This is a genomic window from Algoriphagus limi, assembly GCF_024919275.1.
Lineage (GTDB): Bacteria > Bacteroidota > Bacteroidia > Cytophagales > Cyclobacteriaceae > Algoriphagus > Algoriphagus limi.
Genome location: NZ_JANWGH010000001.1, coordinates 74,780 through 90,259 on the forward strand (window position 1 = coordinate 74,780; position 15,480 = coordinate 90,259).

The following is a 15,480-nucleotide window of genomic DNA, read 5'->3' on the forward strand; positions in this document are numbered from 1 at the left end:
CCGGTTCTTAGCTAGTTTTCAATTGGCTTTTAACACTTTCTATTTCAATTGAAAAATCGAATTCTGAATTTAATCGTTCCAGTTTGCCGAGTAAGTTTTGGAGAAATTTCCGATGAGATACCGAATGGGGATTCAATGGGCGATGAGCCAATTCTCGCATTACTTTAGCTATTTCATTTACTTTTTGTTGGGTTTCGGATGAGAAATAAGTTTTCATCCATTTTTCCCAGATATAGTTTTCTGCTTCTTCTGTGGGATGAATTCGATCTTCCTTGTAGAATCGATAATCCCGCAATTCATCCATCATGATTTCATAAGATGGAAAGTAGGTGACAGAATCGAATTCCTTCTCTAATTGATGACAAAGTACCCGGAGCAAACTTTTGCTAAGCTGATTTTCAGGAATTCCATCTTTGATATGCCTCACCGGGCTGACTGTTAAGATGATATTTAGATCGGGGTTAATGTTTGTCAGTTCTTTGAATACTTCCTTCAAGGAAACTTTCATTTCCTCCAATTCAGTAAGTCGTTTTTGAAAAATTTTTTGCGGTTTTTTATGGCAATTGGCAACTCTACTGGAGTTCTTCAATTCATAAATCCAAGCAGTCCCAAAAGTCAAAATCAGATGGCTACCCTCTAATAAAGATTCTCTGGCAATTTCTAATTTCTTATTGAATTTCTGTAGAAGGTCTTCCTTACTGATTCCAAATAGATCCGAATGAGCCGAATAATGAAAATAAATCCCTTCCCTTTCCACGATCAGGTTTTCATCGATTGGGCCGCTTTCGAGAGCCATTTTCAGCAGGTCGGCTAGAGTCATAGGGTGAAAAATGGTGCCAAATGGATAGATCGAAATGTCGAATTTGTGCGCTTCCATTTTTGTACCCATGCTTTGCGCAAAGCAGGAACCCATGCTCAGGATTTTGGACTGATGGGAGATAGGAAGAGGAGATGGTGAAATTTCAAATTCGGTAAACCAATGCATGGCATGAAGTTAATAAAACTGATGTTAGGTTTTACTGAACCTGTAATTATCCAAGGAGGTTAGGTTAGGGATGATGATTTGCGCATCTGTTGAAGAAAGATCAAAAACCTCGAGTAAAATTTGATTAATGTTTGCCTAGGTTTTATTTCCCTATTTTCAGAATTCCGGAAAATCAGATTGTTTTTTGCCACATAGCATCATAGGGAACATAGTTTTTGATATTCTTTATCAGCTGCTAAATGAATTCTAAGCGCTTTTTTCCTGGAATATTCTCTCGATGTAATCTATGTGACTATGTGGTTTCCTATAACTCCCCACGTTAAAAATGAAGACCGCATTTTACCTTTCAATTCCAAAGATTGATTTCATCCCAAAGTCTTTTAACCTGCAAATCTCCCATCCCATAGATGGGCAGTCGTTTCTGGAATTCACGGAAAATAACTCCAAAATCATCCGTTTGGAATTCTTTCTGAATGTCTTTCAAGGTTTGGACCGGTTTTCCTGGGAAATCACCAAGGGGAACCATATCTCGCCAAGCTTCAACAGCAGGTAATAAGAAAGGGAATTTTAACTTGAATTTTTCTGCTAGTTGAATTGCTTCGAAAACTTCGGCCTTTTGAAAATGAGTCCATAATTCAGCGAACAGATAAAAATCTTCCCTCTGTAATTGAATAGGTGAATAAAATCTTTCAATTAAACCTTCAGTATCCAATGTTGCAAAACTATAAGGGTGTTCTGAACCCGGAGTCACAAGGAAGGCTTCGTCTTTGACAGCCGAAAGCAAATCGATAGCTTTCCACAAGTTGACTTGGCAAAAAAGATCTTCTTCAAACCATAGAAAGACCTCAGTATGAGATGTTATTTCCTTGATCTTTAAAATTTCAGCCTTGCTGTAGGAATCATAATCTGTATTCTGTCCAAAATCAGATTGTATAAATTCTTTTCGGAGTTGCCAGAATTCTTCCTCTGATTTTCCATTTACAGGTCCGTCTAGTAGACATTCCCTAAAGATGATTTTTTCACCGGTAATCCCTTTTGGAAAATGCTCAAAAAGGGCGTCTCCATTTAGGATATGAACCCTCATTTTGTAGGGTATTTGGCCTTCATGTAGTTATAGGATTTTTTGATCAACTCTCTCAAAACAGTTTCGTTTACATCAGCCAATTTATTGATATAAAGGCAGGAGGCCCCTGTTTTATGTTTTCCAAGTTTGGCAAAAAGCTCATCAAAACTGGTTTCCATGCAACCCAAAAGATAAACTGATAGCGAAGTTTTTCTAGGAGAAAAGCCAACGATCAAAAAGTCTCCTTCCCGTCCAGAATCATATTTGTAATGATATTGACCGAATCCCACGATGGAAGGTCCCCACATCACGGCTTTTTCCCCAGTTACTTCTTCCATAATTTGCTTGATGCGAAATGCGTCTTCCCGTTTTTTTGGTGATTCCACTTGATTGAGGAAATCATCCACGGAGGCATCAGTTGGTTGTGTTTTATTTTCGGCCATAGATCAGTCAATTAGGTGTTTTTTTAGAAAATCAGCTGTTGCGCTGGAAACCTGAATCATGTTTTGCCATTTCATCCAATGGTGGGTGTCTCCTGGGATTAAAATTGCCTCGTAAGGTTTTCCTAATTCGTCAAATCGTCGAATCAAATCTGTGGTTTGGGATACGTTTACATTCCGATCATCATCCGAATGGATAAATAAAACCGGACTTGTCCAAGTCTCAATATCAGCAATAGGAGAGGACTTCCAGGCTACCTCCAAAGCCTTTTCATAGTCGGGTGCAACTTCATAGCCTTCAGGCAAATCATAGCGTCCATCGAGGTCATGAACTCCATGTATATCTACCCCAACTTTGAATAATTCGGAATCTCGAGCTAGTGCCAAGGCCGTCAAAAACCCACCATAACTTCCCCCATAAATACCGATTTTATTTTCATCAACCTGAGCAAGACTTGCCAAAAATTCTCCTCCAGCCTTGATGTCTTGATATTCAACTGCCCCTTGGTAATAGCCATAAGCGGGTCTATGAAACTCATATCCATATCCTATTCCCAATCGGTAATTCACAGAAAGGACAACAAATCCCAACTCTGCCAAATATTGATTTAGAGCGTAAGTATTAGTGTAATAATCCATATAGCTCCAACCGAGCAACATTTGGCGCTGTGGTCCACCATGGACAAAAATTACTCCTGGTTTTTGGGAAGGACCTCCTTCCTTTTCGAAAAGCTGACCATAGACTGTCGTTCCGTCGGGAGCTTGGAATTTGACCTGCTTGGGAGTAACGAGAGATTTCTTAGGAAAATCACTCGGAATTAGATCTTCCTGAAGTAAAGTGATTTGGTCTTTGGATTTCAGGGTGACCAAATGTGGTCTTTGAGCTGTAGCAGAGAAAAACGCTAAGTTTCCATCCGCCAAGGCTACAGGGTAGGCCTCAATTCCTTCTCCTGAAGTTTCCCAATTCAGTTTTTTACTAGCTAAATCTACCCGACCAATATGTCTACGATCTTTATCCAATTCACTATTGCCATAATTTCCAGAAAAGAGAACCCTTTTCCCATCAGGACTCAGTTTGATTTGCTCAACCATGTAATCACCGGGTGTGAGAAGCGTTTCTTTTTTGTTTTGCAAATCCAGGCTATAGAGATGCTGCCAACCATCATGATAGGATTCGAAAATCAGTTCCTTTTCATTTGGATAGGAGAAAAAGAAATAGCGATACGAACCTCTCAATGTTTCTGGTGCTTTCCAAAGCATTTCAGCTTCACCAGTTGTAACATCGGCATGCCAAATTTCCCATGGTATATGTCTAGTTTCTAACAGTGGAAAAGCGGCTCCACTTCCTCCCAAAGTTTTGATAAAAGCGATTTTGCTTCCGTCGGGAGACCACTTTGGCTGGGAATAGCGATGAAAAGATGGAGCAATGAATTGGATAGGCGTATTTTCATCCCGGTAAATTCCAATTAATTGATGGCCCCCGCGATTGACGGTGAAAGCAAGGCTTTTTCCATCCGGAGAATATTCCATGGAAGTGACATTCCCCTTGATTTCAAAAAGCTGCTTGGGAGCTTCCATATTATGTGTAGTAGTTTCCCAGACTTGCCCATTTTTTAGGAATAAAATGGTATTTGACGGTCCAAGATGTATGTTATCTCCTACAGTAATTTCCTCAATCATCCTTGAAGCCAGATCAATAGAATGGATTTCCACTTTTGGGAGTTTGGGAAGATTTTCGGCATTGACCGTAGAGGAAGCATTACCTCCACCATGATCACCACCTCGCACAAAAACTAAGTATTCTCCGTCGGGTGTGAAGCTCAAACTGGTGATTTCTTGTCCATCATCTTTATCAAAGAAGGTGAGTTTTTCGGGCTTGAAATCTGGCGCTTTGGCGTAATATACATTTCGCTTTCCCTGCTCATATAATGCCCAGGCAAGCTGAGTTCCTGATTGGTCAGAGGTCAACTCTGAAGGAAAAGTGAATTTTCCTACTTGCTCCATGGTAAACGATTGGGAGAGTAGGTTTTGAGTGATGAAGAAAAAACAGAGAATTGAAAGGAGATATTTATTCATGGTCTAGTAGGTATCGTGGATGAGGTAAAGCACTTTTTGAAGCTCCTTTTTGAGATCATTGGAAGGGATTTGGTAATTATTCATCAAGCAGGAGAAATGAAGGATTTTCCCACTTTTGGTGATAAGGTAGCCACTCAAGGCATTGGACATGCTGAGCGTACCTGTTTTTGCATAAATGTAAGGAGGCTGGCCCGGGTCTGATGGATACCAATTTCGGATGGTTCCCGATTCTCCTCCAGCCGGAAAGTAGGCTTCAATTTTCTCTAAAGGAACTTGTTCTCGTATTTTTCCCAAAAGAGCAATAATGGATCGGGGAGTAAACATATTTCGGGAAGAGAGACCAGAACCATCATACCACATCGGTTCATCTGGTAGATCTTCCAATAGGTTTTCCTTTGCATAATCGATAGCCTCTCTTGTGCTCAGGTGGTTGTTTATTTGATCAGAGACGAGCAGCAATAATTGTTCGGCCAGGAAATTATCACTGATTTTCATCATCTGGGCATAAAGGCTGTCTGCGGGTGCAGTTTCAAGCTTTTTAGGGTCAAAATTGAAATAATGCTGATTCTTTATAACAGTGATTTTTTTATCCAAAACCTCACTGAGCATTTGAGCTGTCAATTCTGCTGAAGTGATAAAAGGAATATCCCGCTCGAATTCCTCCATTTCAATTTCATCTGCAATTTCATAGGTGAATTTGTTTTCAAACCTTTCTCTGCTAAACCTAAATCCACTCCAATCATTCGTTTGCTTGGCTGTTAAAAGAGGCTTAAATCGCTCTGGGTAAATTGAAAAAAGACTTGCATCCATCTTAGAATTAAAGCGCACTACATTTCCATAAATGGGAAAAGCCGATCGTTCGGTAGCATAGTAGTACGGATACCAATCCCAAGCCCATCCTGGGCCAAAGGCATTAACCTGATCAAAATTATCAAGAAGATAGAGCCCCTTGTTGCTGGATTTCAGAAACTCGATGACCTTATCATTCTTAAAATCCGGATGCAATAGGCTCGGATCACCTGTTCCCCAAAAAATCAAAGAATCTCCTCTTTCCAGATAGTTGAGCCCATTCACCAAGCCATCTCCCAAAACAGTATAGGCAGTATAAAAGGTGAAGAGTTTTGTATTTGATGCTGGAATAAAGTACTTGTCTTCATTGATGGCTACCAGCGGTTTTTCTTTTGCAGGATCCACCAACATAAATCCCAGATGTCCTTTTTCAAAAACATCAGATTTTGAAATAGATTTCTGAATTTTTTGTACCGTACAGGAAGCCGATACTAGGAGTATCAGCAAGGGGAGGAGTTTCTTCATAAGCTTAAATTAAAAAAAGTCTCCTGCTTTTGGGCTAGGGCATCCCGGATAGTGTTGAAATTTTCGATACTTAAAACACCTTATTACAAATAGATGAGATTTATTGAAAACAAAAAAGGCTACCATTTTTAAAATGGTAGCCTTTCCAAAAAGGTTGAAATAAATTATTTCACCACCGTTTTGGTTTCAGTGACGATCTTCTTTCCCTCTTCGTACTTGATTTCTTTTTTGACTTCGACTACTTTGGCATCTGCGATTTCCCCATGAGAATCATGAGAAGATAGTAATGGCGCAATTACTAATCCTACCAAACAGGTCAACTTGATCAAGATGTTCATGGATGGACCAGATGTATCTTTAAATGGATCTCCGACAGTATCTCCGGTTACAGCTGCTTTGTGAGCTTCCGAACCTTTGAAGGTCATTTGTCCATCGATCATTACACCAGCTTCAAATGATTTTTTTGCATTATCCCATGCACCACCAGCATTGTTTTGGAAGATAGCCCACATTACCCCAGAAACTGTAACACCTGCCATATATCCACCAAGAACCTCAGCAGCAAGCATGGTATCTCCTGTCGTAAGTTGTGTTAAAAACGCGATTAAGATTGGAGAAACAATAGTCAATAAACCAGGAAGCATCATCTCCTTCAAAGAAGCAGTCGTCGAGATCTCTACGCACTTGTCGTATTCAGGTTCTGCTTTACCTTCCATGATACCAGGAATCTCTCTAAACTGACGTCGTACTTCCTTGACCATTGCCATTGCCGCTTTACCTACAGAGCTCATTGCCAGGGCGGAAAATACTACTGGAATCATCGCTCCGACAAAAAGAGCAGCAAGAACAGGGGCTTTGAAAATGTTAATTCCATCAATTCCTGTAAAGGTTACGTAAGCTGCGAAAAGAGCAAGCGCTGTCAATGCCGCAGAAGCAATCGCAAAACCTTTACCAATTGCTGCAGTAGTATTTCCAACAGAGTCAAGAATATCTGTTCGCTCTCGTACTTCTTTTGGTAATTCACTCATTTCGGCGATACCACCTGCATTATCAGCAATTGGACCGAAGGCATCGATAGCCAACTGCATTGCTGTGGTAGCCATCATGGCAGATGCAGCAATCGCTACCCCGTAGAAACCTGCGAAAGCATATGCTCCCCAGATTGCACCGGCAAAAAGAAGTACTGGTGCGAAAGTGGACATCATACCCTGAGAAAGGCCTGCGATGATATTGGTTGCAGCTCCTGTAGATGAGTTTTGAATAATGGTCATCACAGGCTTTTTGCCCATTCCGGTATAGTATTCTGTAAAGTAGCTAATCAAACCTCCAACGGCCAAGCCTATCAAAACGGCAGCAAATACGTTGAATGAACTTACGGTTTGCAAACCTTTACCGAAGAATGTCATTTGCATTTCTGCAGGTAGCATCCAATCAATGATGAAATAAGAAGCAATACCTGTTAAGATAATCGATCCCCAGTTTCCTTTATTCAATGCCGCCTGTACTTGTGCTTCTTTTGCATTGTTGTCACTAATCTTGATAAACCAAGAACCTATGATAGAGAAAATGATACCGATACCGGCAATCAAAACTGGTAATAGGATTGGCCCCATTCCGCCAAAGGCGTCATTCATTGGTGCGCCATTGTTGATATCGTTGATCAGGTAATTACCTAATACCATTGCTGCCAACATGGTGGCTACGTAAGAACCGAAAAGGTCAGCACCCATTCCGGCAACATCACCGACGTTATCACCTACGTTATCTGCAATTGTAGCAGGGTTACGTGGGTCATCTTCTGGAATTCCAGCCTCTACTTTACCAACCAAGTCAGCGCCTACATCCGCAGCTTTAGTATAAATACCTCCTCCCACACGAGCAAAAAGGGCAATGGATTCAGCACCTAGAGAGAAACCCGCAAGTGTTTCAAGAACGATAGTCATTTCCATGTAGAATGATTGCTCTCCGGTAATGAAAAATTGAACGAGAAGTGCAAGCAGTAAAGAAAGACCGAATACGGCCAATCCCGCAACACCAAGACCCATAACGGTACCTCCTCTAAATGAAACCTGAAGGGCTTTTGGTAAGCTGGTTCTTGCAGCTTGTGTTGTTCTTACATTGGCGTCTGTTGCTATTCGCATCCCGATGTTACCGGCAATAGCTGAGAATACTGCTCCGATTACAAAGGCCACAACGATGAACCAATGGGTAGTTTCAACCAACATTGAAACAATACCTAGCAGAATTCCCGCTACGACAACGAAAATGGATAGCATTCTGTATTCAGCTGCTAAGAATGCCATAGCTCCTTCTTTGACGTAACCAGCAAGCTTTTTCATGTTTTCTTCACCCTGATCTTGCTTGTTTACCCATGTTCTTAAATAGAACATATAGGCTAATCCGATTACCCCAAAAGCTGGTAAAATGTAGATTAAGTTTTCCATTTATTTTTTTCTTTTGACTCCTTGGATAAATAATTTGGCAAATATAGGACTTCTAACTTTCCAGCCAACTGGTAAAATATTTTCTGTTTTGTGATTTTTGCACAAGTTTTTTTTAAAAACTGATAATATTACTAGGCTTTTCAGGCTTAATTTTTAGAATTTGTCTAAAAAAATGACAATTCATTAAAATCATATCTAAATGAATGTTCAGCAATTCAAAAGGTTGGAACAACCAGATCCTTCTTTTACACCTGAATTATTAGCCTTATGGTGGGATTTTCATGGGAATTGGGACATGGCACATTCTCAGGTTGATCATCTTTCAGGAAAGCTTTCGGCCAGGGTTCATGCCTACCTTCATCGAAAGGAAGGAGACCTCTGGAATGCGGATTATTGGTATCGAATAGCAGGTGAGGAGCGGCCTACTTATTCCTTGGATAGGGAATGGGAGGAACTGCTTGAGCGGTTGTTGTAACAAACATTCGGATGATTCGGATGTTGTCAAAACATGAACTTTCTTATCCCTTTGTTGATGGTTTTGAGTTTGGATATTTCTCAGCCGAAAGGCTTGAAGGATTTTCGCTGGGAAAAGCGGATTCTATTATTTTTTGATTGTTCTGAAGATTCTTGTGTGGACTTTAAAGAATATGAAAGCAAGATTTCAGAAAGGAAGCTCCTGATTGTGCGATTTGAGGGTCAAAATCTCGTTCAGAATTCAGAGGAAATCGATCTCGAAAAAGATTCATTTTTAAAAGTAAAAAACAAGGAAAAAGGTGGAAGTCAATGGTATCTCATTGGGTTGGATGGAGGTGTAAAAGCTTCCGGGAAACAATCAGAATTTGATTGGGATTGGATTTTTAGAAAGATTGATTCCATGCCCATGAGACAAAGTGAAATCAGAATAGGAGTGAAAAATTGAAATTAAACCCCCGAAAAATACCCATTTTAGGGGATGTTTTCGTGTTTTTTAGATCCGTAATTTAGGGGTCTGTTTTTGCTTGAAATTTAATCAGACTATGAAATTCTTTTATATCTCCTCTGAACCTAATCAGGATAATTTATTTGAAATACACGATCGCGATTGTCCTCAAATTCCAAATGCGATCAATAGGGATTATTTAGGTCCTTTTAATAACGGTTCTGAAGCTCTTCGTACAGCTAGCAGAAATAAGACTAATGTCACCCTTTGTGGATCCTGCTGTCAGGGAGAGACTGCCTCAATTATTTTCAAAGATAAAATCTCTCACTAGTACTTTTTCTTGCTTTTTGGGATAGCTATAATTTCATAGCTAAAATGGATTTTTTCTTTGAATCTTTTAGATTTGCCTCCCGCAAAGGAGAGATTTAAAATAGGGAGGCACCTTATCTTTCAAAATTTCTATATTTTCTTTTAGCGGGGTGTGACGCATCCCGATATTTATCGGGAAGGTTAGTGTATCCTGACTGGAAGTATGGTTACAGGTTCAAATCTTAAAGAAGAGTTGAATTTGCTAAAAGTTTAATAGAATTGATTTTCAGTACTTGAAAATTAGAAGTATTAATTCGGGGTGTGGCGCAGTCCGGTTAGCGTACACGTCTGGGGGGCGTGTGGTCGCAGGTTCAAATCCTGTCACCCCGACTTGATTATCAGGGAGCTACGATTTTAATTATCGTAGCTCCTTTTTTATTTGCACAAAATTTGCACAAAAATTTTCCGATAGCTTATGTTTTTTGTTATGAAGTTTAACAAGTCCAATTTTTCGCAACTGGTAAAATCAAAAATCAAATTTCAATTTTGACCCTACCCCGGTCAAAAAAATCAGTTTTTTTTTTTGGATTATTAATTATCTATGTGAGTGTATAGGCCCAGCTGATCTTCCATGTAATGCAACCAGTCTTGATTTTTAATTTATTGAAATATTAGATTATAAATTAAGGCTATGTTGAATACGTTTTTAGGTAGAAGAGGGCTCATTTGGTTAAATTCATTTCTTTTAAAACAATCGCCTAATACAAAAAAATATTGAAAAAAAAATACCTAAAAATGGGTATTTTTTTTATGATAGAAAATATGAATTTTTAAAGAAAAATTGACCGATGGATAATTACGATAGCTTTAATAGTAACCAAGATTTTATTTTTGATAATCAAGAAATATTCGATAGGCTTTCCATGGAGTTAAATAAAGCTGAAAAAACTATCAAAGTAGCAGCAGCTTGGTTCACGGACCCTGATTTGTTAGAAATTCTTGTTAAGAAAGCAAAAGAAGGAGTTTCTGTCGATGTAATCATTTCAGATAATGTTAATAATGAAAAACTTGACTTTTCTGAGCTTACAAGATCAGGAGGGGAAGTACTAAAAGTTAAAAACACAGGTTATGGAATGATGCATCAAAAGTATTGCATTATTGATAATAGAATTGCTATTCACGGATCTTACAATTGGTCAGTTAACGCTAGGACGAATAATGATGAGAGTATTACTATAACAGATATTCCTTCTATGGTAAATAAAATGAATGATCATTTTGAAAAAATTAAATCAAGAGGAGAAATAGTAAGCACATCGAAACCTAAAGGACTTAAGGCTTGGATCAATAATTTAATTAGTAAGCCGAATGGATTTGATTCCTCTTCTAATGAAGAGCAAAAAGAAAATGAAGATTCATTCGCAGAGCAAAGTGGGGCAAGTGATTTAGAACTAAATCAAGAAGAAAAAGATAAGCTGGAATATCAGCGAGTTTTGGATTCAATGATTGCCGCTGAAGTCAGTGATTTTGACAGGCAGCTTCTTAAACAAGAGGGGTATGAGCGATCTCGCTTAAATAACGGTGATCACCAGATTTTAAGTTCGGCTTTGGATTCCGTTTATTCAGTATTTATTAATGAAATAAATGTTGTAGAGGATAAAAAGAACCGCTTGAAATCTAAAATCAATGAGCATGAGGTTAGAACTATTGATGCGGCAAATGAGAAATTTGAATTGAATAAAAAAACTTTAGAGGTTCAATTTTCAGCCAAAGAAGAAAATATTATTAAAAAGTCCAATACTATAGCGTCAATTATTGAAAGTCTGAGGAACAATATCAAAAAAATACATGATATAGAAATAAAAGAAATCGAAAGAAAAAAGGAGGTTATTAATCAAAAAATTAAAGAGATTGAGATTCAATTTGTTAAACCTGCTCTACGGTGGTTTGAACTAATTCCATTTTCAATACTATTTTTTGGGATATTAGGTTACTTGATTGTTTTTTACTCATCTGCAGCATATATTCTTATTTTTAGTGAAGCAGATGCAAAAACTGCGGAGCTAAATGGAGCACAAATTTTACCTCCAGATATATTTAATCCTGATGCAATCAATCTTTCATTAGATAAAGGTTTTGGAGGGATAGCAATCGTTTTCCTTTTTGTTTTTATTCCGTTATCCTTGTCCTTAATTGACGTTTTTTTAACAGATTTGAAAAAGAGCTGGGCTTTTTTTTGGTCTCTCTTTTTAATAATCCTTGTTGATGTTTTTATAGCCTTTAGAGTAGCCAAGTCAATCCATGAAATCAAATATTTGTCAGGGCAAATTAATGAACCTTGGGAAGGGATTAACGCATTTTCAGATGTAAATTTTTACCTCGTATTTATTCTTGGCGCACTTGGACTACTAATGTTTAAATTGATATACAAAAAGCTGATTTCCTTTTTCGAAGAAAGGAATCCAGATATTGACAAGCAACAGAAGAAGAAAATCGTTACTCAATTAAAGGATGAAATTGAAGATCTAAATTTGAGAATCAAAGAGTTTAATAATCAGATAGCAGAAAAAGAGGATCAAATTATTTTTCATGAAAATGAAGTAAATCTATTGGATACAGTTAAAGGTTTTCTTCCTTCCCAAAAAGCCATGGCTTTTGAAAAGTTAGAGACCGAGTTGAATTTGAAAATTCAAAACATAAAGAGTATAACAGCTATTTATTTATCTCATATTGATAATGATAAACTTCCGATTTCTATGGATTCGATTAATGATAGAATTAATATTTACTTAGAAGGTTGGAGTAATTATTTACATGAGATATATGCAATCAGGAAGGCGACTGAAATGGCCCAGTTTGCTCTTGATGAAGCTAGGAAATGGAAAGAAGATAAGATTCAAAAAAAGCTTATAGATTTTAGAATAATTAAATAATGACTTTAAATAGAATATATTTTGCGGTATTAATTATTTGGATTTCAGCTTGTGGTAGTTCAAAATCAGAGATCCCTATAACTAGTGAACCGATAGTTAAGAAAAAAATTGAACATTTTAATATAATTTTTGCTCCAGATTTATCTAATAGGGTTATTAGTGAAATAAGGCCTAAGCCTGTAGAAGATACTCAAATTATTTTGGACTTTATTAGAAATGTGGAGAGAGTATTGACTTATAAAAGAAACCAAAATCAATATGATATTTATAGTTTCGACTTTATTAATAAAAATCTTATATCTAGGTTCAATGTGGACTTAGATGCAATGAGATTAGATTTTTCAATATTTGATAATAGACAAATTGAAAGAATTGACTATTTAAGAAACAGATCTTCTATTAAGACATTTGACTCTGATCTTCAAAGATTTGAAAGTGAATTAAAAAAAGTTTATACATCTGCTGAAAAGGATAATTATGGGGCTGATATTTATTCTTATTTAAATTCGTTAAGTCAATCCAATCTTGGTAAAGATTTAAATGAATTTGAATATCAAAACGTTGTTTATCAAGGGGTTTATAGGAATATTTTAATAATCTTTACTGATGGTTACATTGAGGCTGGATTATATGGAGATGAAGGGTGTAAGGATGGAAACCAATGTTATTATTTAAGTTCAAATAAGATTTCAGAATTTAGGAAAGCATACAAGGATTCTGGAGAAATATCTATTGAAAACTTTTTCCTTAAAAATAATTATGGGATTGTACCTGTCAATAATCCTGTTTTAACAGAATTTGAAGTGCTCGTGTTAGAAATTAATGATAGATCATTGGATGTAGCTGGAAATGCTACTGTTCACCCAAAAGACTATGAGATAATCAAACTCTTTTGGTCAGATTGGTTGCAAAAATCTGGAGTAAAAAAATTCGATATTTTACCAATTTCTTCATCTAAAGACTTGGCTCAAAAGAATATTTTAGAATTTCTTGGTATCAAATAATCTTGTCATATTCCGAATTGATTTTTAAAAATTTAATAAAGACGAAAAGCTTAGTAGTCAATTGATATGTTAAGATTTATTCAACAATATGTATTTATTATTTTTTTAATTTTAAGCTATTCATTTCACTCTACAGAAGATAATGTGATTGAGTTTTTTGAAGTGACAAAGGTTGTAGATGGGGATACATTTTGGATTGATGATGGAACCAAGAAGGGTCAAAAAATTAGATTAATTGGTGTCAATACCCCTGAGACGAGACATCCTCAAAAGCCAGTTGAATACTACGGGAGGGAGGCATCTAATTATGTTAATTCCCGATTGAAAGGAAAGAAGGTTAGGTTAGAATATGATGTGGATAGAATTGATAGGTACGGTCGTACTCTAGCCTATGTGTTTTTAGAAGACGGATTGTTTCTAAATGCTGATCTTCTCAAAAATGGGTATGCTCAGGTTATGACTGTTCCTCCGAATGTTAAATATTCTGAGATGTTTTTAAAACTAGAGAGGAAAGCAAGGGGAAATAAGATGGGTTTGTGGGGAGAATAATCACCATCCAACCTTTATCGTCAATTAAATTCAATTAAAAAAACCTGGACTTAAATAAATATTTAGTGTATTAAATATTTTGTTCTAAATAGATTTCACAAGGTTAGGACCCTAATTATAAAATAATTCCAATTGAGCCATATATTTATATTTCTAGTATTTGTTTGAGTTAAGATCTGGTCATATCACGTATACAATTAACCATAAGATAAAAAGTGTCATGTATTTTTTATGACAATTGATGTCGAAAGAAATAAAGGAATTATTATTTCCCTTATTTTTCAATAAATTATTTAAAAAGATATGCAAACATGAATCCAGAAGAATTTTTCAAAAAACTTGGTATTGAATCAACATTTTCACCACCTATTTCTAGTGGATTTCAATACCTAGACGAACTTATTCAAGGTGGATTCTCAAATGAAATAGTTACCCTTGCAAGTAGACCAGGACATGGAAAGACCGCATTTCTTTTTAATCTAATGATGAATTTTTCTCAAATGCAGAATTTTAAAGGAATTGTTGCTTTTCCTCGAATGTCACAAAGACAATTCGTAATGCATTTCACGTCCTGGATGACCAATACGGATGTTTTCAAAAATGGGTTTTCAGAAGAGGCTTTCAAGAAAATTTATGAGCATTACATAAATATGACTTCAAAAAAAGTTCAAGTTATACATCGTGTTATAAGCCTTGAAGAGATTTTTACAATAGCGCAGATAAATAAGGTAGATTACATTATTTTGGATGATTATTTTAGGAGTTATGCGTGGCAATATGATTTAAAGAGATATTTTGAAGACTTTTCAAAAATTCAATCATTTATTGAATACACAAATATTTCTGTTTTTGTCAGCATTCTAACTTCCAGAATGCCTGAAAAACGAGGAGGGGATAGGCGCCCAATTTTATCTGACATATTTCGGAGTGATTTGGTTAGTACCTATTCTAATAAGATAATTCAGCTTTATCGTCCAGAACAATATGGTATTACTATTGGGGAGGACGGTTTTACTACTATTGGGTTGGTAGAATTATTAATACAACAAAACTCAAGTGGACGAACTGGAGCATTAAGTTTTTTCCATTTTGCTCCATTTCGTATGAGAGAAGATCCTGTTGGAAGGTTAAGAATTGAAATGGAGAAAAACCCTTCAAGACCTGGATTTTTTGATGATTTATATGATTGAATAAATTCCTAATTGGGTATTGGAAAGTTTTGAACCAGTTATTTAGGAGTAGTAATTTCTTCAATTTTTATAGATAGTTCTGTCACTTTGAATTACAGTAAACTCAAATAGGACTTCTTCCTGCTTCATTTTTCCAATCTAGCCTCTGGCTGCCTCTTGGATGATATTTGGAAGATTATTCAAGTCAATATCCCCTTCGAACCATTGAAAAACCAATTTTGAATTTGTAAGATAAATTTTTGCTATTTTGTCGC

At 36.6% G+C, this 15,480-nt stretch carries 13 protein-coding genes and 1 tRNA gene; 8 read left to right on the forward strand and 6 right to left on the reverse strand.

From position 1 onward, the window contains the following. Window positions 1-7: 7 nt before the first annotated feature. From NY014_RS00340 to NY014_RS00365, 6 genes are all read right to left on the reverse strand, one after another. Window positions 8-985 (reverse strand): GSCFA domain-containing protein, encoded by a 978-nt coding sequence (locus NY014_RS00340; protein WP_259412538.1) that lies wholly within the window; start codon window positions 983-985, stop codon window positions 8-10. 346 nt (window positions 986-1,331) lie between these two features. Continuing rightward, a complete protein-coding gene (locus NY014_RS00345) occupies window positions 1,332-2,069 on the reverse strand; it encodes a DUF1835 domain-containing protein (RefSeq protein WP_259412539.1) in 738 nt (245 codons plus the stop codon). After that, window positions 2,066-2,491 (reverse strand): DUF1801 domain-containing protein, encoded by a 426-nt coding sequence (locus tag NY014_RS00350; RefSeq protein WP_259412540.1) that lies wholly within the window; start codon window positions 2,489-2,491, stop codon window positions 2,066-2,068. The genes NY014_RS00345 and NY014_RS00350 overlap by 4 nt, the downstream gene beginning before the upstream one ends. A gap of 3 nt (window positions 2,492-2,494) precedes the next feature. Next, window positions 2,495-4,564: a S9 family peptidase gene (locus NY014_RS00355; RefSeq protein ID WP_259412541.1), complete on the reverse strand. Its 2,070-nt coding sequence runs from the start codon at window positions 4,562-4,564 to the stop codon at window positions 2,495-2,497. Window positions 4,565-4,567: 3 nt separating this feature from the next. After that, a complete protein-coding gene (locus NY014_RS00360) occupies window positions 4,568-5,878 on the reverse strand; it encodes a D-alanyl-D-alanine carboxypeptidase (RefSeq protein WP_259412542.1) in 1,311 nt (436 codons plus the stop codon). 164 nt (window positions 5,879-6,042) lie between these two features. Continuing rightward, on the reverse strand, window positions 6,043-8,322 hold the full coding sequence (locus NY014_RS00365; protein WP_259412543.1) for a sodium-translocating pyrophosphatase: 2,280 nt from the start codon (window positions 8,320-8,322) through the stop codon (window positions 6,043-6,045). A 199-nt stretch (window positions 8,323-8,521) separates the two neighbouring features. Between NY014_RS00365 and NY014_RS00370 the strand changes: the two genes are divergently transcribed. From NY014_RS00370 to NY014_RS00405, 8 genes are all read left to right on the forward strand, one after another. Next, complete coding sequence (locus tag NY014_RS00370; protein ID WP_259412544.1) at window positions 8,522-8,797, forward strand: hypothetical protein; 276 nt, start codon at window positions 8,522-8,524, stop codon at window positions 8,795-8,797. 33 nt (window positions 8,798-8,830) lie between these two features. After that, window positions 8,831-9,241: a DUF4174 domain-containing protein gene (locus tag NY014_RS00375; protein ID WP_135069199.1), complete on the forward strand. Its 411-nt coding sequence runs from the start codon at window positions 8,831-8,833 to the stop codon at window positions 9,239-9,241. A 97-nt stretch (window positions 9,242-9,338) separates the two neighbouring features. Beyond that, window positions 9,339-9,572, forward strand: a complete 234-nt coding sequence (locus NY014_RS00380; protein ID WP_135069202.1) for a hypothetical protein — start codon at window positions 9,339-9,341, stop codon at window positions 9,570-9,572. Window positions 9,573-9,865: 293 nt separating this feature from the next. Further along, window positions 9,866-9,940 (forward strand) — tRNA-Pro (locus tag NY014_RS00385). 458 nt (window positions 9,941-10,398) lie between these two features. Next, window positions 10,399-12,483 carry a phospholipase D-like domain-containing protein gene (locus NY014_RS00390; protein ID WP_259412545.1) on the forward strand — a complete coding sequence of 695 codons (2,085 nt, stop codon included), beginning with the start codon at window positions 10,399-10,401 and terminating at the stop codon, window positions 12,481-12,483. Continuing rightward, window positions 12,483-13,487 (forward strand): hypothetical protein, encoded by a 1,005-nt coding sequence (locus NY014_RS00395; RefSeq protein WP_259412546.1) that lies wholly within the window; start codon window positions 12,483-12,485, stop codon window positions 13,485-13,487. The genes NY014_RS00390 and NY014_RS00395 overlap by 1 nt, the downstream gene beginning before the upstream one ends. A gap of 66 nt (window positions 13,488-13,553) precedes the next feature. Then, a complete protein-coding gene (locus tag NY014_RS00400; protein WP_259412547.1) occupies window positions 13,554-14,036 on the forward strand; it encodes a thermonuclease family protein in 483 nt (160 codons plus the stop codon). 311 nt (window positions 14,037-14,347) lie between these two features. Next, window positions 14,348-15,226, forward strand: coding sequence for a DnaB-like helicase C-terminal domain-containing protein (locus NY014_RS00405; RefSeq protein ID WP_259412548.1), 879 nt, complete (start codon window positions 14,348-14,350; stop codon window positions 15,224-15,226). The last annotated feature ends 254 nt before the right edge of the window (window positions 15,227-15,480 follow it).